At 63.8% G+C, this 18,258-nt stretch carries 18 protein-coding genes; 6 read left to right on the top strand and 12 right to left on the bottom strand.

Translation table 11 applies throughout. The features are described 5' to 3' along the window. Positions 1–71: 71 nt before the first annotated feature. Genes dxs through QEH68_RS09310 form a run of 5 tightly spaced genes read left to right on the top strand, consistent with a single transcriptional unit; the run spans position 72 to position 4,402 of the window. On the top strand, positions 72–2,045 hold the full coding sequence (gene dxs, locus QEH68_RS09290; protein ID WP_280627752.1) for a 1-deoxy-D-xylulose-5-phosphate synthase: 1,974 nt from the start codon (positions 72–74) through the stop codon (positions 2,043–2,045). Continuing rightward, entirely contained in the window at positions 2,045–2,608 is a 564-nt protein-coding gene (locus tag QEH68_RS09295; RefSeq protein WP_207597181.1) for a DUF402 domain-containing protein, read from the top strand. Before dxs ends, QEH68_RS09295 begins: the two co-directional genes overlap by 1 nt. Next, the gene (locus tag QEH68_RS09300) at positions 2,605–3,165 is read left to right on the top strand and encodes a hypothetical protein (protein ID WP_280627753.1); all 561 of its coding nucleotides are present in this window, start codon (positions 2,605–2,607) and stop codon (positions 3,163–3,165) included. The genes QEH68_RS09295 and QEH68_RS09300 overlap by 4 nt, the downstream gene beginning before the upstream one ends. 31 nt (positions 3,166–3,196) lie before the next feature. Continuing rightward, entirely contained in the window at positions 3,197–3,415 is a 219-nt protein-coding gene (locus QEH68_RS09305) for a hypothetical protein (protein ID WP_207597183.1), read from the top strand. A gap of 9 nt (positions 3,416–3,424) precedes the next feature. Then, positions 3,425–4,402, top strand: a complete 978-nt coding sequence (locus QEH68_RS09310; protein WP_280627754.1) for an aldo/keto reductase — start codon at positions 3,425–3,427, stop codon at positions 4,400–4,402. 159 nt (positions 4,403–4,561) lie between these two features. Here QEH68_RS09310 and QEH68_RS09315 read toward each other — a convergent pair whose 3' ends face one another. The 9 genes from QEH68_RS09315 to QEH68_RS09355 form a co-directional block, all read right to left on the bottom strand. Then, positions 4,562–6,706, bottom strand: coding sequence for a 3-hydroxyacyl-CoA dehydrogenase NAD-binding domain-containing protein (locus QEH68_RS09315; protein WP_280627755.1), 2,145 nt, complete (start codon positions 6,704–6,706; stop codon positions 4,562–4,564). Next, positions 6,703–7,965: an acetyl-CoA C-acyltransferase gene (locus QEH68_RS09320; RefSeq protein ID WP_207597186.1), complete on the bottom strand. Its 1,263-nt coding sequence runs from the start codon at positions 7,963–7,965 to the stop codon at positions 6,703–6,705. Before QEH68_RS09320 ends, QEH68_RS09315 begins: the two co-directional genes overlap by 4 nt. A gap of 190 nt (positions 7,966–8,155) precedes the next feature. Continuing rightward, entirely contained in the window at positions 8,156–9,517 is a 1,362-nt protein-coding gene (locus QEH68_RS09325; RefSeq protein WP_280627756.1) for an HRDC domain-containing protein, read from the bottom strand. Positions 9,518–9,608: 91 nt separating this feature from the next. Then, on the bottom strand, positions 9,609–10,268 hold the full coding sequence (locus QEH68_RS09330; protein ID WP_280627757.1) for a DUF3000 domain-containing protein: 660 nt from the start codon (positions 10,266–10,268) through the stop codon (positions 9,609–9,611). Between the two features lie 60 nt (positions 10,269–10,328). Beyond that, positions 10,329–11,390: a low specificity L-threonine aldolase gene (locus QEH68_RS09335; protein ID WP_280627994.1), complete on the bottom strand. Its 1,062-nt coding sequence runs from the start codon at positions 11,388–11,390 to the stop codon at positions 10,329–10,331. Between the two features lie 70 nt (positions 11,391–11,460). Further along, the gene (locus QEH68_RS09340; RefSeq protein WP_280627758.1) at positions 11,461–12,201 is read right to left on the bottom strand and encodes an SDR family NAD(P)-dependent oxidoreductase; all 741 of its coding nucleotides are present in this window, start codon (positions 12,199–12,201) and stop codon (positions 11,461–11,463) included. Further along, complete coding sequence (locus QEH68_RS09345; protein ID WP_280627759.1) at positions 12,201–13,568, bottom strand: DUF6421 family protein; 1,368 nt, start codon at positions 13,566–13,568, stop codon at positions 12,201–12,203. Before QEH68_RS09345 ends, QEH68_RS09340 begins: the two co-directional genes overlap by 1 nt. A gap of 201 nt (positions 13,569–13,769) precedes the next feature. Then, positions 13,770–14,210: a peptide-methionine (R)-S-oxide reductase MsrB gene (gene msrB / locus QEH68_RS09350; protein WP_280627760.1), complete on the bottom strand. Its 441-nt coding sequence runs from the start codon at positions 14,208–14,210 to the stop codon at positions 13,770–13,772. Positions 14,211–14,224: 14 nt separating this feature from the next. Continuing rightward, positions 14,225–14,716 (bottom strand): hypothetical protein, encoded by a 492-nt coding sequence (locus tag QEH68_RS09355; protein ID WP_280627761.1) that lies wholly within the window; start codon positions 14,714–14,716, stop codon positions 14,225–14,227. 120 nt (positions 14,717–14,836) lie between these two features. Here QEH68_RS09355 and QEH68_RS09360 point away from each other — a divergent pair, with 120 nt between their 5' ends. Beyond that, positions 14,837–16,159, top strand: coding sequence for an alpha/beta fold hydrolase (locus QEH68_RS09360; RefSeq protein WP_280627762.1), 1,323 nt, complete (start codon positions 14,837–14,839; stop codon positions 16,157–16,159). Here the strand turns inward: QEH68_RS09360 and ybaK are convergent. From ybaK to QEH68_RS09375, 3 genes are all read right to left on the bottom strand, one after another. After that, positions 16,156–16,674 carry a Cys-tRNA(Pro) deacylase gene (gene ybaK / locus QEH68_RS09365; protein ID WP_207597192.1) on the bottom strand — a complete coding sequence of 173 codons (519 nt, stop codon included), beginning with the start codon at positions 16,672–16,674 and terminating at the stop codon, positions 16,156–16,158. The two genes, QEH68_RS09360 and ybaK, sit on opposite strands and share 4 nt — an antisense overlap. 35 nt (positions 16,675–16,709) lie before the next feature. Next, positions 16,710–17,168: a SufE family protein gene (locus QEH68_RS09370; RefSeq protein ID WP_198318399.1), complete on the bottom strand. Its 459-nt coding sequence runs from the start codon at positions 17,166–17,168 to the stop codon at positions 16,710–16,712. An 89-nt stretch (positions 17,169–17,257) separates the two neighbouring features. Further along, positions 17,258–18,184, bottom strand: a complete 927-nt coding sequence (locus QEH68_RS09375) for a sulfurtransferase (RefSeq protein WP_207597193.1) — start codon at positions 18,182–18,184, stop codon at positions 17,258–17,260. Between the last annotated feature and the right edge of the window lie 74 nt (positions 18,185–18,258).

Below are 18,258 nucleotides of genomic sequence, written 5' to 3' on the forward strand. Positions count from 1 at the left end.
GCGGTGGGAAACGCGCAGGCCCGGGCACGCGCTAAAGTTAACAAGCACGTCATTCACCCTAAGGAGGGCCGTTGGGACTTTTGGAAACCGTCAAGGATCCACAGGACCTGGCCAAACTGTCCGGCACCGAGCTGGAACAACTGGCCGGCGAAATCAGGGAATTCCTGATCACCAACGTAGCCGCGACAGGCGGACACCTGGGCCCAAACCTTGGTGTCGTTGAACTCACCCTGGCCGTCCACCGGATTTTCGAGTCCCCGCGGGACAGCATTGTCTTCGACACCGGGCATCAGTCCTACGTGCACAAGCTGCTTACCGGCCGCCAGGATTTCAGCACCCTCCGCCAGCAGGGTGGGCTCTCCGGTTATCCGGAGCGCGCTGAATCAGAGCACGACATTGTGGAGAGCTCCCACGCCTCGTCCTCCCTGTCCTGGGCCGACGGCATTTCACGGGCCCGGCAGCTGACCGGCGAAGGTGACCGGTTCGTCGTCGCGGTGGTGGGCGATGGCGCACTCACCGGTGGCATGACGTGGGAAGCCATCAATAACATTGCCGCTGACAAACGGCGGCGTGTGGTCATTGTGGTCAATGACAACGGCCGTTCCTACGCACCCACTGTTGGCGGCTTTGCCGACTACCTCGCTTCACTGCGCCCCACCATCGACTCCCTGCGCACCACTCCGGCGTACGAGCGGATGCTGGACTGGTGGAAGAAAAAGCTCCAGAACGGCGGTCCCGCCGGGCAATTCACTTACAAGAGCCTGCACGCCATGAAGAAGGGCATCAAGGACTGGTGGGCTCCCCAAGGCATGTTCGAGGACCTGGGCATGAAGTACATCGGTCCGGTGGACGGGCACAGTCTCCAGGCCATGGAGAATGCGCTGAACACCGCCAAGGCTTACGGAGGCCCGGTGATCGTGCACGCGATGACTGAGAAGGGCCACGGTTATGCCCCGGCCCTGGCCAACGAGGCAGACCAATTCCACGCCGTGGGAATCATCGACCCCGAAACGGGCGAGTCCACGGAGATGCCTGGCGCCAGGTCATGGACCTCGGTGTTCGCTGAGGAGATCGCGGACATCGCTGATGAGCGCGAGGACATCGTGGGCATTACAGGCGCCATGCTGATCCCCGTGGGCCTGCACAAATTTGCTGAGCGGCACCCGGAACGCGTCATCGACGTCGGCATCGCTGAGCAGCACGCCCTCACGTCGGCTGCGGGCATGGCCTTCGGCGGCCTGCATCCCGTGGTGGCGGTCTATGCCACCTTCCTGAACCGGGCCTTTGACCAGCTCCTCATGGATGTGGCCCTGCATAAGGCCGGCGTCTCGATTGTCCTGGACCGGGCCGGCGTCACCGGCCCGGACGGCCCCAGCCACCACGGCATGTGGGACATGGCGATGGTCCAGATCGTGCCGGGACTCCATTTGGCCGCACCCCGCGATGCCACCAGGCTCCGGGAAGAATTGCGGGAGGCTGTGGCGGTTGACGACGCCCCCACGGTGGTGCGGTTCTCCAAAGGCAGCGTCGGTTCCGAAGTTGAAGCGATTGAACGGCTTCACGACGGCGTTGACATCCTTGCCCGCCGACCCGAGGGATCCACCGAAAACGATGTCCTCATCGTCAGCGTCGGCGCCATGTCTGAGCTCGCGCTGGATGTGGCCGGCCGGCTGGGTGCCCAAGGCATCAGTTCCACGGTAGTGGACCCCCGTTGGGTCCTTCCCGTCCGTAAATCGATCATTGCTCTCGCTGCCCGCCATCGCCTGGTCATCTGCATTGAAGACGGCGTGCGTGCCGGTGGCGTTGGCTCCCGCATCCGGCAGGAGATGCGTGCTGCGGGGGTGGATACGGCCCTCAATGAAGTCGGTTTGCCTGTGGAGTTCCTGGTCCACGGCTCCCGGAGCCAGGTCCTGGAACGCGTTGGACTCACCGCCCAGAAGATAACGCACGACGTCGTAGCCCAGGTTCTGGGGACCAAGGTCCCCTTCGCGAGGCCCCTCCCAGGCCAGGAACACCCCACCACCGGCAGTCTGCCCACGTTGTGATGAATAACCCCGGACCGGGCGCACTGCAGCCCGGTGACCTCGTTGTGTCGAGGAACAGGAAATGGAACGGCAAAGCCCATTGGGTGGTGCCTGGCCGGTATCTTGGCGAAGACCTTCACGGCTGGTGGATTTTCCAGGGTGCGGGGGAGTTCTGTTCCCGTCCCGGGGCAGCCTTCTACACGGCTTCGGACGCTGTCCTGCTGGTCCCGAGGACCGGCGAGTTTGTGGCGACCTTTTACGACGATACGTACCCGGGCGACTTCCGCATTTACGTTGACCTCGCCACGTCCCACGACTGGAACACCATCAGGCCCGGCGTCACGGAGTTCCACATGATCGACATGGACCTGGACGTGATCCGTTCCACCCGGCACGGTGTGTTTGTTGACGATGAAGACGAGTTTGAGCAGCACCGGGTGGCCATGGGCTATCCGCACGACACAGTGGCCGCTATGCGCACGGAATGCGCCGCCCTCTTGGAGGCTGTAGCGGCCATGAAAGCACCGTTCGACGTCACTGGTGCCAGCACCAGCGCCGAATGGTTCAGAAAAGGACGGGCATGAGCGGCATTATTCGCACGTACAAGCGGGACGATGAGGGAGTACTTCACTTCCGGGAAGCCTGGTACGACGACGAGGACCAGCAGTTCGTGATTAATCACGGCGTGGTGGGTCATCAGAGCAAAACCGACGAAACCGGCGTGGAGGACGAATCCTCGGTGGAGGGCCTGATGTCGGCATTCGCTGCGCAGTGCGAGGAAGACGGATACGCGGAGATTCCAGAGTCAGAGCAGTTCTGGGTTGTTGCCCAGATTGCCCTCAAGACCAAGGAGGGCACCGAGCGGGACCGTCATCTTGAACGGAAAGCCAAGGCCGCCCTGACAGGGGAACTGGCATGGCGCGGGTTGGGCATCGTGGACCGGTCCGAAATAGGCAATGGCCACTTGAACATCTTCTGCCTCTGCCCGGACGTCAACAAGGCCGTGAATGCCATCAAGATCTGTGTTCGTGGTGAGGACCTTGACTTCACCAAACTCACTATCGCTGCGGCGCCCCACAGCGAGCCCGACGCCTTCCGGCTGAAGCACTCGCCCAAGCAGGGCGTGGGCTTTACTCTCTAAGTAGCACCCCAACGCACCAGGAGGGACTTCCATGGCGTCCAAGAGCAACTGGCCCGGACATACACCACTGCCCAAGGGCCTCGCTGCACCGGCGAGACGGGCTTTGGCGCACGAAGGAATTGAGACCCTGGAGCAGTTGGCGGAATTCGGAGAGGTGAAAATCTCCAAGCTCCACGGCATGGGGCCGGTGGCCATCGCCCAGCTTGAGGATGCCATGGAGGAATCGGGAATCTCCTACAGCGGCGGCTAGGCTGATTTCATGACTGAATACCGACGCCTTGGCCATTCCGGATTGACTGTCTCAGCTGTTGGGCTGGGCTGCAACAATCTTGGACGCGCCAATACACCCACCGAGTCCCAGGAGGGCACGGACGACGTTGTCCATGCCGCGCTTGATGCCGGAGTGACCTTCTTTGACGTTGCCGATGTCTACGGCCGCGAGCCGGGCCTGAGCGAGGCCATGTTGGGCAAGGCGCTCAAGGGCCGGCGTGACGACGTAGTCATCGGCACCAAGTTCGGCATGGACATGCGTGGAGTCAACGGCAACGACTTCGACGCCCGCGGTTCGCGCCGCTACATTGTGAGGGCCGTGGAAGCATCGCTCCGCCGCTTGGACACAGAGTGGATCGATCTCTACCAGTTCCATACCCCGGACGCGCGGACGCCCATCGAGGAGACCCTGGCCGCCTTGGATGACCTGGTGTCCAGCGGCAAGGTGCGGTACATCGGCCATTCCAACTTTGCCGGCTGGCAGATCGCTGAAGCGGAGTACGTCGGGCGCCAGCTTGGGGGCGCGCGCTTCATCTCGACGCAAAATCATTACAACCTCCTGGACCGGCGCGCAGAACTCGAGGTGCTTCCCGCTGCGGGTGCCTTCTCCTTGGGCGTCCTTCCTTACTTCCCCTTGGCCAACGGGCTGCTCACAGGAAAGTACTCTGCGGGCAAGGCCCCTGAAGGTTCCCGCTTGAGCCACACCCGCACCAACCTGGTGGACGACGCCGATTGGGACCAGCTGGGTCGCTTCGGCCAGTTCGCCAAGGAGCGGGACATCAGTGAATTGCAGCTGGCCTTCTCCTGGCTTGCCGCGCAGCCCGGTGTCGGCAGCGTGATCGCGGGCGCCACGCGTCCGGAGCAGATCCGCGAAAACGCCGAAGCTGTGTGCTGGGTACCTACCCAGGAAGACCGCGCGGAGCTGGATGAGATCTTCCCGCGGACGCCGAAGGTTGCACTCTTCTAGCCCGCTAGCACATCCCGCCCCCCGTCAGGCGTCCCTCTCGCAGAAAACAGACCCTAAAACGGAACGCTCTCCCACCTCGGTGAGAGAGCGTTCCGGTTTGGGCCGCGGGATGTGAGAGAGCGATCGGTTTAAGGGCCCGGGATGTGAGAGAGGGACGGATCAGGCAGGGGCTGATGCGACGCCGGGGGCGAGGAACCTCTTGCCGTTGACCCGCTCCGAAGCGCCCACGCGATCCAGGTACGGTGTGATGCCTCCGAGGAACATCGGCCAGCCGGCGCCCATGATGACGCAAAGGTCGATGTCTTCCGGTCCGGAGACCACGCCCTCGGCGAGCATGAGCCCGATTTCCTCGGCCAGGGCATCCTGCGTGCGTCGAAGGACGTCCTCGCCGGTGGACGGGGTGTCGCCGAAGGACATAATGGCCAAAGTCTCAGCCGGGATAACAGGAGTCCCATCGGGGCCTGGGACCCATAGTGACTTTACTCCGTTGTCGATGAGCTTCTGCAGGTTCTGCGAGACGGGGAACCGGTCGCCGAACGCTGTGTGCAGGGACTCCTGCACATGCTGGGCGACCGGCAGGCCAACCATGGCAGCCAGGGTGAACGGCGACATCGGCAGCCCCATGGGACGCAGGGCGTTGTCAGCGACGTCGGCAGGTGTTCCTTCGTCGAACGCTGCGATGACTTCACCCATGAGGCGGAGCAGGATGCGGTTGACCACAAAGGCTGCGGCATCCTTGACCAGCACCGCGGTCTTCTTGAGACCCTTGGCGAGTTCGAAGGCGGTGGCCAGCACGGCGTCGTCCGTCTTGGGTGCCCGCACAATCTCCAGGAGGGGCATGACAGCCACCGGGTTGAAGAAGTGGAAGCCCACCAGGCGTTCCGGGTGCTTCAGGTCCTCGGCCATGGCAGTGACAGACAGCGAAGACGTGTTGGTGGCCAGGATGCATTCGGGAGAAACAATTGCTTCAACCTCCGCGAAGACCTGCTTCTTGATGTGCAGTTCTTCGAAAACGGCCTCGATGACGAAGTCGGCGTCGGCGAAGGCTTCCTTGGAGACGGAACCCGTAATGAGCGCCTTGGTCCTGTTGGCGGCGTCGGGCTTGATCCGCTTCTTGGCCAGCATCTTGTCCACTTCGGCATGGACGTAAGCAACGCCCTTGTCCACCCTCGCCTGATCGATGTCGGTCATCACTACAGGGACTTTCAGCTGGCGGGCGAACAGCAAGGCCAGCTGGCTTGCCATGAGCCCTGCGCCTACCACGCCGACCTTGGTGACCGGGCGGGCAAGCTTGCGGTCAGGGGCCCCTGCAGGACGCTTTGAGCGCTTCTGGACAAGGTCCAGGAAAGCGTACACAGTGGAGCGGAACTCGTCCGTTTGCATGAGCCCTGCGAGGGTCTCACACTCGAGCTCTGCCGATTCCGCCTGTGTCATGGTGCGGTTGGCTTCCATGACGTCCAGGACCTTTGCCGGGGCAGGGGAGGCATTGGAGGTCTTGGACTCCACAAAAGCCCGTCCAGCGGTGACTGCGGCTGCCCACCGCCCAGCGACTGCGTCGTCCGCGGCATCTACGGAGTTCTTCCGCTCAGGTGTGACGTCGCCTGAAATAACCTTTGCCGCCCATGCGAGCGACTGTTCCACGAAGTCGGCAGGCTCGAAGATGGCGTCGGCCACCCCCAGCTCGAATGCCTGCGGTCCGGTGAGTGTCCGGTTGTTGCTCAGGGGATTCTCGATCATCACCTTGACGGCGTTCTCGGGACCGATGAGGCGCGGCAGGATATAGACGCCACCCCACCCCGGCACGAGGCCGATGAACGCTTCGGGGAGGGCCAAGGCGCCGGCACCGGTGGAGACGGTCCGGTACGTCGACTGCAGGGCGATTTCGAGTCCGCCGCCCAGGGCAAGGCCGTTGATGAAGGCGAAGCTTGGCACGCCAAGATTTGCCAGGGTGCTGTAGACGGCGTGGCCAAGCTGTGCCATCCAGAGGCCGTGCTCGCGCTCCTTGAGCGTTTTGACGGCCGACAGGTCGGCGCCGGCCACCAGGAAGTACGGCTTGCCCGTGACACCGACACCCACGATGTCACCCCGTGAAGCGCGTTCCTTGAGTTGGTCCAGGACGCCGCCCAGTTCAACCAGCGTGTTGGGGCCCAGCGTGGTGGGCTTGGAGTGGTCCAAGCCATTGTCCAGGGTGATCAGCGCGAAGGTTCCTGCGCCACCTGGCAGCTGAATGTCCTGCACGTAGGAGTGGGTGACCACTTCGTCAGGGAAGAGGGCGGCGAGCTTCTGGAATTCGGCGGCGCTCATGCGGCGGCTCCTTCGGTGGTGGCGGTCTCAGCGGTGGAGGAAGCGTAGTCGGGGTGGTGCGGGTTCTCCCAGATCACTGTTGCACCCATGCCCAGGCCGATGCACATAGTGGTGATGCCGTAGCGCACTGTGGGATCTTCCTCGAATTGCCGGGCCAGCTGGTTCATCAGGCGGACGCCGGAGGAAGCAAGTGGATGTCCGACGGCGATCGCACCGCCATAGCGGTTGACGCGGGGGTCATTGTCGGCGATGCCGAAGTGGTCCAGGAAGCTCAGTACCTGGACCGCGAAGGCTTCATTGATCTCGAAGAGCCCGATGTCTTCTATTCCCAGTCCGGCGTTCTTGAGCGCCTTTTCCGTCGCCGGAACGGGGCCAATGCCCATGACCTCCGGTTCGACGCCCGCGAAGGCGTAGGAGACAAGGCGCATCTTGACGGAGAGTCCCAGCTCCTCGGCGGCTTCGGCCGACGCGAGAACGGCCGCCGTCGCGCCGTCATTCAGGCCAGCGGCGTTTCCGGCAGTGACGCGGCCGTGGGCACGAAAAGGGGTGCGAAGTTCGGCGAGGTCGGCCACCGTGGTTCCGGGGCGAGGGGGTTCGTCCGTGGTGTGGAGCGCCCAGCCCTGGCCCGGCTTCATGGTGGCCACGGGGACGAGGTCGTGCTGTATTTGTTCGTTGGAGTACGCTGCGGCGAGCTTGGCTTGCGAAGCAGCGGCATAGGCATCCGTGCGGTCCTTGGTGATGGCCGGGAACCGGTCGTGCAGGTTTTCTGCCGTGTTGCCCATGTTCAGGGCAGCCGGGTCCACCAGCCGCTCGGACATGAACCGCGGATTGGGGTCGGCTCCGGCGCCCATGGGGTGGTTGCCCATATGTTCCACTCCGCCGGCGATGACGACGTCGTAGGCGCCAAAGCCGATGCCACTCGCCGTCGTGGTGACCGCCGTCATGGCGCCTGCGCACATGCGGTCGATGGCGAAGCCGGGAACGGTGCGCGGGAGGCCGGCCAGCAACGCGGCGGTGCGGCCGATGGTGAGGCCCTGGTCTCCGGTCTGCGTGGTGGCGGCAATGGCTACCTCGTCCACGCGGTCTGCTGGCAGGGACGGATTGCGCCGCATCAGTTCGCGGATGCACTTCACCACGAGGTCATCGGCCCTGGTGCCCGCGTAGATTCCCTTGTCGCCGGCTTTGCCGAACGGGGTGCGGACTCCGTCCACGAAAACGACATCGCGGACATTCCTTTGGGCACTGCGTGATGGACTCATGTATTAACTCCTCGTTGAGACATGGTGCCGGCCCGCGTCGCGGGTGCTCCGGTTGGCATTAACGCAATGTTACTCGCCGGTAACTTACGGTGCAAGGTGTGTCGACCTCCTGCCGAGTGACCCTGGAGACGCGAAAGGCCCGCCGCCGCGAACCGTAGTTCGGGTGACGGGCCTGGCAGTCTGGACAGACTCAGGCGGAGTCCGATGACTGTTGGGTTTCCTGTGCCTGCCGGCTGTCCTTCGTTTTGGATTCTTTGGCCGGCAGGGGTTTGGGGTGCAAGCAGGCGTCGGTGAGGATTGGTGCGGCGAAGGAGACCTGCCATTCGCGGGCACCCAGCTCCCGCAATTCAGCAGATACCGTTTCCAGGGATATGTCCGACGGTGGCCGCCAGGTGATCCGCCTCAGGAAGTCCGGTGTCAGCAGGTTCTCCACCGGCAGGTTGAGTTCGTCAGCCTTGGCCTGCAGCGCGGGCCGGGCGGTGGCCAGGCGTGCTGCAGCCTCCGGGTCGCGATCCACCCACACCCGCGGCGGCGGTGGAGCGTTGGTGGGCAGATGCAAGGGCGGAAGATCAGTCAGGGTGCGGGCGATGGTGATGCATCGCAGCCAGCGCGGTGCCTCCCGTTGGGCAGAGCGGCCGTGGAATCCCTTGGTGGCCAGTAGTTGGGGGACAGTGGTGGGCATGGCTTTCGCGGCGGCCACCAAGGCCGAATCAGGAATCAGGCGCCCCGGCGCCACATCGCGTTTACGTGCCAGCTGATCGCGCTCCTGCCAGAGTTCGCGGACTGCTGCCAACTGACGGCGGTCCCGGATCTGGTGCAACCCGGACGTTTTCCGCCAGGGATCGACGCGGGGCGGTGAAATACCGGCGGCAAGGATGCCGGCGAATTCCTGTTCGGCGTACTCCAGCTTGCCGTCCGCCTCCAGCAACTCGATGAGCTCTTCGCGCAATTCCGCAAGAACTTCGACGTCGAGCGCTGCGTACCGGAGCCAAGGCTCGGGCAGTGGGCGGGTGGACCAGTCGGCTGCAGAATGTTCTTTTGCCAGGCCGAATCCGAGGAGTTGCTCGATGACGGCCGCCAGGCCTACGCGGGGAAGGCCGGCAAGGCGGGCGGCAAGTTCGGTGTCGAACAGTTTGTCGGGCCACATGCCGAGTTCGGACAGGCAGGGAAGGTCCTGGGTGGCTGCATGCAGGATCCATTCGACGCCTCGGAGAGCCTCGTTGATGATGTCCAGGTTGTCGAAAGGCTCGGGGTCGATCAGCCAGGTTCCCGCTCCGTCGCGGCGGATCTGCACCAGGAAGGCGCGTTGGCCGTAACGGAAGCCGGAGGCGCGCTCTGCGTCCACGCCGGCCGGTCCTGTTCCGGCGGCGATGGCGGCGGCGCATCGTTCAAGTCCGGCCGGAGTGTCGATGACCAGGGGGACGCCTTCGCGTGGCGTATCGAGATCGATGACTTCGGGGACGTGGCTGTCAAAGCCGTCTACCTTGATGTGGGTGGTGGGATCAGCAACCGGATCGCCGGCTGTGGTTTTATCCAGATTTTCAGGGGTCATGGTGGCTTAAGCTTACCGATTCACGCCGGGTTCTCGCCGGGACGCGGTGCTGACCGTGTATTGGCCGCCGTGGGCGACGTGTCAACAGTGGTCAATTCAGCCTCCTGTTGGGAAGTCCAGTGACGCCCGGTGGAAGGGGAGGAAGCCCGGCGAAAGTACAGACCATGTCAGACCAGGCCTCCAAGTGCGCCTGGACGTCAGCGCCGGCAGGGGTCCATGAAGCGCGAAGTTCAATGTCTATGGTGTCCGGGCGTTCGGCCAGTGTGCCAAAGCTCTCGGAAAGGATCCTTGTTGCCGTGCCGCCAGCCGCGCGATACGGGGCTGCGTGGTTCTCCAGGGCGTCCACCAACCACGTCCAGGCGACGGAGCCCAGCATGGAGTCGTTGCCCATCTCAGCGTCCATTTGGGCCCGGATGTAGGTGACAATACGGAATTCACCTTCCCACACCGGTGAACCATCGGGATCGTAGAGGAGGATGAACCGGCCCGTGGCCAGTTCGTCGTCGTCCTCGCTCGCCGGCGTGTTCGCCTGGCTCGCTGCGAAGGCCTTGGCCGCCGGCCCGTGGACGGGAACGCGGCGCGTTGCCGCAGTGGGGCTGAAAACTTCCGCACCCAAAGCCACCGCGTACGGGGCCAGCCGGGCGGGCGCAGGGATCTCATCAAGCCGCAATTCGCTGCGGCATTGGGCTTTTCGAAGTGTTCCCAAGGCGAGGAGAAAGTCCGAGGGAACCTGTGCGAGGGCGTTCACCATCGCAGGTTATGCTTCCGGGGCGGCGATTCCCAGCAGGCTCGCCGCCCCGGATGCGAGGGGTTACCGGGAGGCCAGCTCCCGCTTGATGCCAGCAACGAAGGCGTCGATGTCTTCCTCTGTGGTGTCAAAGGAGCACATCCACCGGACCTCACCTCTGGCGGCGTCCCAATCGTAGAAGGCGAAGCTCTTGCGCAGGCGGTCGGCAACGCCGGCCGGGAGGATGGCGAAGACGCCGTTGGACTGCGTCGCCTGGGTGGGCTCCACGCCGTCGATCGCTTCAACGGCCGTCCGCAGGCGGGCGGCCATGGCGTTGGCGTGGGCGGCCGAACGCAACCACAGTCCATCCTCCAGCAGGGCAATGAACTGGGCAGAGATGAAGCGCATCTTCGAGGCGAGCTGCATGTTCATCTTGCGAAGGAACTTCAGGCCATCAGCCGCTTCCGGGTTGAGTGCCACTACGACTTCGCCAAAAAGGAGCCCGTTCTTGGTGCCGCCGAAGGACAGGATGTCCACGCCGGCGTCGCGCGTGAAGGCCCGGAGGGGAACATCAAGGTGAGCGGCTGCGTTCGCCAGCCTTGCGCCATCCATGTGAAGCTTCATGCCCTTGGAATGGGCGTGGTCCGCGATGGCCCGCACTTCTTCAGGGGTGTAGCAGGTACCCAGTTCAGTGGTCTGGGTTATGGAGACCACCAAAGGCTGGGCCCGGTGCTCATCACCCCAGCCCCACGCTTCGCGATCAATCAGCTCGGGGGTGAGTTTGCCGTCCTCGGTGGGAACCTGGAGGAGCTTGATCCCGCCCACCCGTTCGGGTGCACCGTTCTCATCCATGTTGATGTGCGCGGTGGAGGCACAGATCACCGCTCCCCACCGGGGAAGGAGGGATTGCAGGGCAAGGACGTTGGCGCCGGTGCCGTTGAAGACCGGGAAGGTCTCGATGCCCGGCCCGAATTGCTGCTCCAGCACCTCCTGCAGCCGTGCGGTGTACACATCCTCGCCGTAAGAGACCTGGTGCCCGCCATTGGCGGTTGCCAGTGCTGCGAGGATCTCCGGGTGCACGCCGGAGTAGTTATCGGAGGCAAATCCACGAACCGATGGGTCATGGAGCTGGCTGTTCCCAACCATCGTGTTGGCGCTGTTGGCGCGGTGGATGGCCTCTGTTGTGCTCGTCACTTGTTCATTCACGCTTTCAAGTCTATTTGGCCAGCAGGATGCGCTGGCCGTTGAGGTTTGCGGCCGGTTCTTCGAACAGTCCGACGACGGCGGCCGCCAGGTCCTCGACGTCCGTATAGCCGGGGAACCGCCTGTCCGGATGCGCGGCACGCATTGCGGAATCCACCAGGGCTTTGACCACGAAGATGACGGCTGCGCTGTGTTGGCCTTCTGGCTGCTGCTGGTTGTCCGGCCGGCCGTCCGCCTGCGCGCGGCGGAACCCGTCAGCCACTGCAAGGGTCCAGGCTTCAGCGGCAGCCTTTGCCGCGGCGTAACTGGCGGCAGCGGCAGTAGGGGCTGACGCGGAGGTGGAGGAGATCATCGCCAACCGGCCCTGCGGGGATGCCTCGAGCTGGCTGTAGAACACCCGGGAGACGTTGCGCAGGGTAGTGATCGCGCCCCGTTCCAGGGCATCCCAATCCTCATCGGATTGGTCTTCGATGCCTTTCGCACCACGCCAACCGCCCACCAAGTGGATGACTCCATCCACCTTTTCAACGCCGTGGCCGGAGAGCCCGTCCGCGAGGTCGCGAACAGCCTCATACGAAGCGAGATCGCACACCAGGGGGACCACTCCATGGCCGGCTTCATTCGCCGCTTCCTGGATGCGAACGTCGTCCGAGCCCACAGTGAAGACCCGGTGACCGGCGGCCCCCAGAGCCCGCGCGGCAGCAATGCCGGACGCGCTGCTGCCGCCGGTCACAAGGATGGTCAGTGTGGGCATCAGGCCGCCGTCGCGCCGGTGATGCCCGTAGTGGATTCGATCACGGGACGCATCTTCTTCTCCAGTGCTTCGTAGAACATGGACAGCGGGAACTCGTCGTCAAGGACCTGGTCGGTGAGCCCGCGGGGAGGACCGTCCAGCGGCAGGGCATCCGGTCCCTTGGCCCACACAGACGCCGGGTGGGCAGTCACCGTGCCGGAAATGAGTTCGTACGCAGCCAACCAGTGGGCGGCCTTCGGCCGGTCAATGGAACGCCAGTAGAGTTCTTCGATTCTGGCACCGAGTTCAACCACTACTGCAGCGGCATCCTCCCAGTCAATGGAGAGCTTGCTGTCCGTCCAGTGAAGGACGTGGTGCTGGTGCATCCACGCGAACAGCAGTTGACCGCCAAGTCCGTCATAGTTGCGGACACGGCTGCCGGTGATCGCGAAGCGGAAGATCCGGTCAAAAATCACCGCGTACTGAACAAGTTTTGCGTGCTTCCTGGCGTCAGGATCGGCGTTCTCATCCTTCTCGATGCGGACTGACTCGCGGAAAGCGGTCAAATCGCATCGCAACTCTTCCAACGAGTAGAGGAAGAACGGCATGCGCTGCTTGATCATGAACGGATCAAAAGGCAGATCACCCCGCATGTGGGTGCGGTCATGGATGAGGTCCCACATGACGAACGTGCGCTGGGTGAGTTCCTGGTCCTCGATCAACTGGGCTGCATCTGCTGGAAGTTCCAAAGAAGTGGTTGCTGCTGCTGCCTTGAGGACGCGACGGAAGCGTGCGGCTTCACGGTCGGCGAAGATGGCGCCCCAGGTGAAGGTGGGAGTCTCGCGCACAGCAACGGTTTCGGGGAAGAGCACCGCGGAGTTGGTGTCGTACCCGGGAGTGAAATCGATGAAGCGGATGGGGACGAACAGCTTGTTGGAGTACTCGCCCGCTTCAAGCCCGCCAATGAACTCAGGCCAGATGACCTCGATCAATACGGCTTCGACCAGCCTGTTGGTGCTGCCGTTCTGCGTGTACATGGGGAAGACCACCAGATGTTGGAGGCCGTCAACGCGCAGTTCCTGGGGCTGGAACGCCTGCAGGGAATCCAGGAAGTCCGGTACGCCGAAGCCGCCCTGTACCCACCGGCCAAAGTCCTCCACCAGCAACTTCAGGTAGCGGGCGTCGTGGGGGAACAGGGGAGCCAAAGATGTGACGGCGTTGCAGATCGTTGCTACGAGGTTTGTTGCCTCGCCGTGGACCGAGGGATCGGCGATGGAGCCGTCCTGTTCTTGGTGTGCTTGGAGTGCTGTGGCCGCGGCCTTCAGCGTTGTCCACTCGGCGTTGTCAGCGGTGACACGCGGGAGGGTGGAGGTGGCGATGGTTGTCATGGAGCTCGGCCCTTTCCGAAGTAGTGGTTGCTTCTGGGCCGAGCGTAGCAAGCGAAAAGCATTGCTAATTGAAAAAAGCCCCGAGGACAAGTAACTCTTGCCCTTTGGGTGTTCCTGCACAGTTCGAGATCCAGCGCCCCGCACTCCTGCAGGACAACAGCTCCGGACGGACCGAACCCATGGCCGGCCCGTCCGGACCCGTCAGCTCTCTTCCGGGTTGACCAGGCGGAGCGAGATGGAGTTGATGCAGAACCGCTGGTCCGTAGGGGTGCCGTAGCCCTCGCCCTCGAAGACGTGCCCCAAATGCGAATCACAGGTGGCGCAACGGACCTCTACCCGTTCCATGCCCATGGTGCGGTCATGAAGATAGCGGACCGTGCCTTCAGCCAAGGGAGCCCAGAACGACGGCCAGCCGCAATGGGAATCGAACTTCTCCTTGCTGGTAAACAGCTGGCTGCCACAAGCACGGCACTGATAGACGCCCTCTGTGTGGGTGTCCCAGTACTCGCCGGTGTACGGCCGCTCCGTTCCCGCCTGCCGCAGAACGCGGTATTCCTCGGGGGTCAACTCCTCGCGCCACTGGGCATCAGTTTTCTCCGCAGGCGCAGAAGTTGTCTTGCTGGTGTTCTCAGGAGTGTTCATGTCTTGTGCAACGCTCACGAGTCGCCGATAAATCCCGAACCCGCGTACAGATGGAGGACAGGAAGTCCCAATTGATCCTGCGCTTTGTTGGCCCAGTCGGTGTGGAACGTATCGGCGATGGCATGGGGGCGCGTGACCACTACGGCCTGCGCGGCATCGAGCGCACGCACTTTGGACACCAAGCCGGCCACGGCACCGCCGTCGACGACTTCACCCGTGACGCCGCCACCCAAACCGGCCAACGCCGCCAGGGAGGCCGACAACGTCTCCGACGCTTCAGCACGCTCCGCCGCCGGATCCGGTGACTGCGCTGTAAGTTCGCGGAACGCCTTGGCGATCTCCAGCAACGAAAGATTCTCCAGGAAGTCCACCAAGAGATGTCGCTCGGTGTTGGCGGGAACCAGGACAACAAGGGGCGCGTCGCTGCCATCCACCAGTTTGGCGATGTTAACGCGGTCGTCGGGGCCAAGGGGCTCTTCAGTCAAGATGACTATGGGATCACTCATGGCTACAGCGTAGTCCCGCATAACCTGAGTCCGCAGGCTTTGGTACCGAATCAGGGTGCAGGTGCGCCGCGCGGCCCGCACCTGCACCCGGCGTGGCCAGGAAGCGGCAACAATGGAGGCATGGCATCGACACACGGGTCAGCGGGCGACGCTGCAGAGAACAAAATGTCCCTCCGTACCAAATGGGCCATAGGCGGCTTCCTCGCGGGCGGCACCCTCGCAGGCCTGCTCGGCGCCGGGTCCTCTGCGCTCGCCGTCTACTTTGCACGGCGCGTCATCACCCCGGCGGCCCGCCATGAGGACCAGGAGGTCCTGGCAGTCATCCGGGACGACAAGGGGCTCCAGGTCATCCTCGCGGCTACCCCGGACACCACCATCGACGGCGTGTTCAGTCTCTTCTTCGCCGGCGGTCAAGGACACGCGCGGATTGGCCGGATCGTGTCCTACTCCCCGGCCGAGCAGACTGTCCTCCGCGAGGTTGAAGAGGTCTACAGTGGCAATCTGGCAGAGGCCCGCCGTGGCTGGTGGAGCGGCGCTACCTACCCGGACCCGGCGTCGATCGGCCTTGCGGCCGAGGATGTGGAGATAAAGGTCGACGGCGGGCTGGCGCCGGCATGGTTGATCCGCGCTGATGCTTCCGCTGCAGCGCCGGTCTGGGCAATTATGGTGCACGGGCGTGGCGCCACGCGGCTTGAGGGCCTCCGGGCTGTGCGTACGGCGCGGAGCCTGGGGCTGGACAGCCTGCTCATCTCCTACCGCAACGACGGCCTGGCCCCTTCAGCCCTCGATGGGCGCTACGGCCTGGGATCCACTGAATGGCGGGACGTGGAGGCTGCCATTGATTACGCCTTGGAGCATGGGGCCGGGGAGGTCGTGCTGTTCGGGTGGTCCATGGGCGGAGCGATCAGCCTGCAGACAGCCGATCTCTCCAGGCACCGCCACCTCATCCGGGCCTTGGTGCTGGATGCCCCCGTCATCAACTGGGTCAATGTCATGGCCCACCATGCCCAAATGAACAGGATTCCCTACACCGTGGGGCGTTATGGGCAGTTGATGCTGGGTCATCCGCTGGGGCGCAGGCTGACCGGCCTCGCGGCTCCCGTTGACCTCAAGGCCATGGATTGGGAAGCCCGCGCCATTGAGCTGCGGACCCCCACGCTGTTGATCCACAGCGTCGACGACGACTACGTTCCGTTCGGCCCGTCCGCCAGCCTCGCCGAGAAGAACCCGGAAATGGTGACCTTTGAGCCCTTCAACGGGGCGCGGCACACCAAGGAATGGAACGTGGACCCGGAACGGTGGGAACGCGTAGTGCACGCATGGCTGCAGCGGGAATTGGCTCCACGGAACAACCCGGGACAGCCGGTGGCGGCAGGTCCGGAGAATGGTGCAGGCTCAGTGGGTGGTGCAGGACTGACTGGCGCTTCTGGCCAGACTGGCTAAGGCCGACGCCTGGTATCAGCTGGCGGGGAGGTGCCGATGGCCGCAACGGCGGCCTGTGTCAACCGGATGAGGTCCGCGGGAGCGAGTTCGATGTCCAGTCCGCGGCGGCCACCGGAGACCAGGATGGCGTCAAAGCCCAGCGCTGATTCGTCCAGGACCGTGGGGGAGGGCTGGCGCTGTCCCACGGGCGATATCCCGCCCAGCACGTAACCGGTGCGGCGCTCAGCGGCCTTGGGATCGGCCATGGCCGCTTTCTTCGCTCCCAACGCCGCAGCAACCGACTTCAGGTCCAGGTTTCCGGACACAGGGACAACGGCTACCGCCAGGCGGCCTTCGACCTCCACCATGAGTGTCTTGAAGACCCTCTCCGGCTCGATGCCCAGGACCTCCGCGGCTTCCATGCCGTAGCTGGGCGCGGCTGGATCATGGGCGTACGGGTGAAGCACAAAAGAAACGCCGGCCGCAGCAAGAGCTGCAGTAGCCGGCGTTCCCTGTGAAGCCATTTTTTTGGCCATACCGTCTGGTGGCGCCTTTCGGTGTCCTGGCGGGCTCAGTGCTCCAGCCGGCTGGCGGCTGCAACTTTGCGCTTGATGCGGCCGAGCATGGCCGTCATTCCCCGCATACGCAGGGGAGTAATGGCCCGCGTCAGGCCCAGCAGTTCGGGCATGTCGTCCGGAACAGCAAGGATCTCTTCGGCGGTAAGTCCGTCGAGTCCCTCGTGCAGGACACCGGCGAAGCCGCGGGTGGTCGGCGCCTCCTGGGGAGCCTTGAAGAAGAGCCGGTACTTGCGGGCACCGTCAGGATTCTTCTCCGACTCGATCGTGAGGAACAGCGGGGACTGGCATTCCACAACCTGCTCCAGCAACTCAGGGTGGTCCTTCAGGCGCTCTGGAAGCTCCGGAAGGCCCCTGGAGAACTCAAGCAGGAGCTGCAGACGGTCAGGCTCCGTCAGTGCCTGGAAGTCATCGACGATTTCCGCCAGCGCGGTGGGCAAAGTGTACGTACTCATCTCTTCCAGCTTACGCACAACCGCGGCGATTGCGCTCTGTATGCCGCAACACTACGGGCCCTCCGGACGGTGGCGGATTCACGCGACGACTAGTTGCGTGCGAAGGCGGCTGGAACGGAACCGCGCTCTGCACCCTTGACGATGGGAACGCGAACGGCATTGCCCCACTCTGTCCAGGAGCCGTCATAGTTGCGCACGGTATCGAAGCCCAGCAGGTACTTGAGCGCAAACCAGGTGTGGCTTGAGCGTTCGCCGATCCGGCAGTAGGCCACGACGTCGTCGCCGGCCGCCAGCCCGGCCTCACCCAGGTACAGGGCTTCGAGTTCTTCCCGGCTGCGGTAGGTGCCGTCCTCTGCAGCGGCCCGGGCCCATGGAATGGATGCGGCCGTAGGGATGTGGCCGCCACGGAGTGCGCCCTCTTCGGGGTAGGCAGGCATGTGGGTGCGCTGTCCCGTGTATTCCTCGGGGGAGCGGACGTCGATCAGGGGGTTTCCCAGGTGTGCCAGGACATCTTCCTTGAAAGCGCGGATGGGAGCGTCGTTGCGCTCTACTTCCGGGTAGTCGCCGACGACGGGCTGTGAAGTTTCGGTGGTCAGCTCGCGGCCTTCGGCGATCCATTTGTCGCGGCCGCCATCCAGGAGGCGGACGTCTTCGTGGCCGAAGAGAGTGAAAACCCAGAGGGCGTAGGCAGCCCACCAGTTGGACTTGTCGCCGTAAATGACAACCGTGCTGTCGCGGGAGATTCCCTTTGATGATGCGAGGGCAGCGAAAGCAGCGCCGTCGACGTAGTCGCGGGTGACCTCATCGTTCAAATCGGTGTGCCAGTCGATCTTTACGGCTCCCGGGATGTGGCCGGTCTCGTACAGGAGGACGTCCTCATCGGACTCAACCACTACCAGTTTGCCGTCGGCAACAGCGCCGTCGGCAAGCGCCGATGCGAGCCATTCGGTGGAAACAAGGCGTTCGGGGTTCGCGTACGAGGCGAACTTTTCGTTCTGTTCAACGGGGTAGGACATGGTGATGGCCTTTCACTGACAACGGACGGAAGCCTGGCCGTGGGGAGTGGTGCAGGTGCCGGCCCGGCTGCTTC

It is taken from the genome of Paenarthrobacter sp. OM7 (genome assembly GCF_029873575.1).
Taxonomy (GTDB): domain Bacteria; phylum Actinomycetota; class Actinomycetes; order Actinomycetales; family Micrococcaceae; genus Arthrobacter.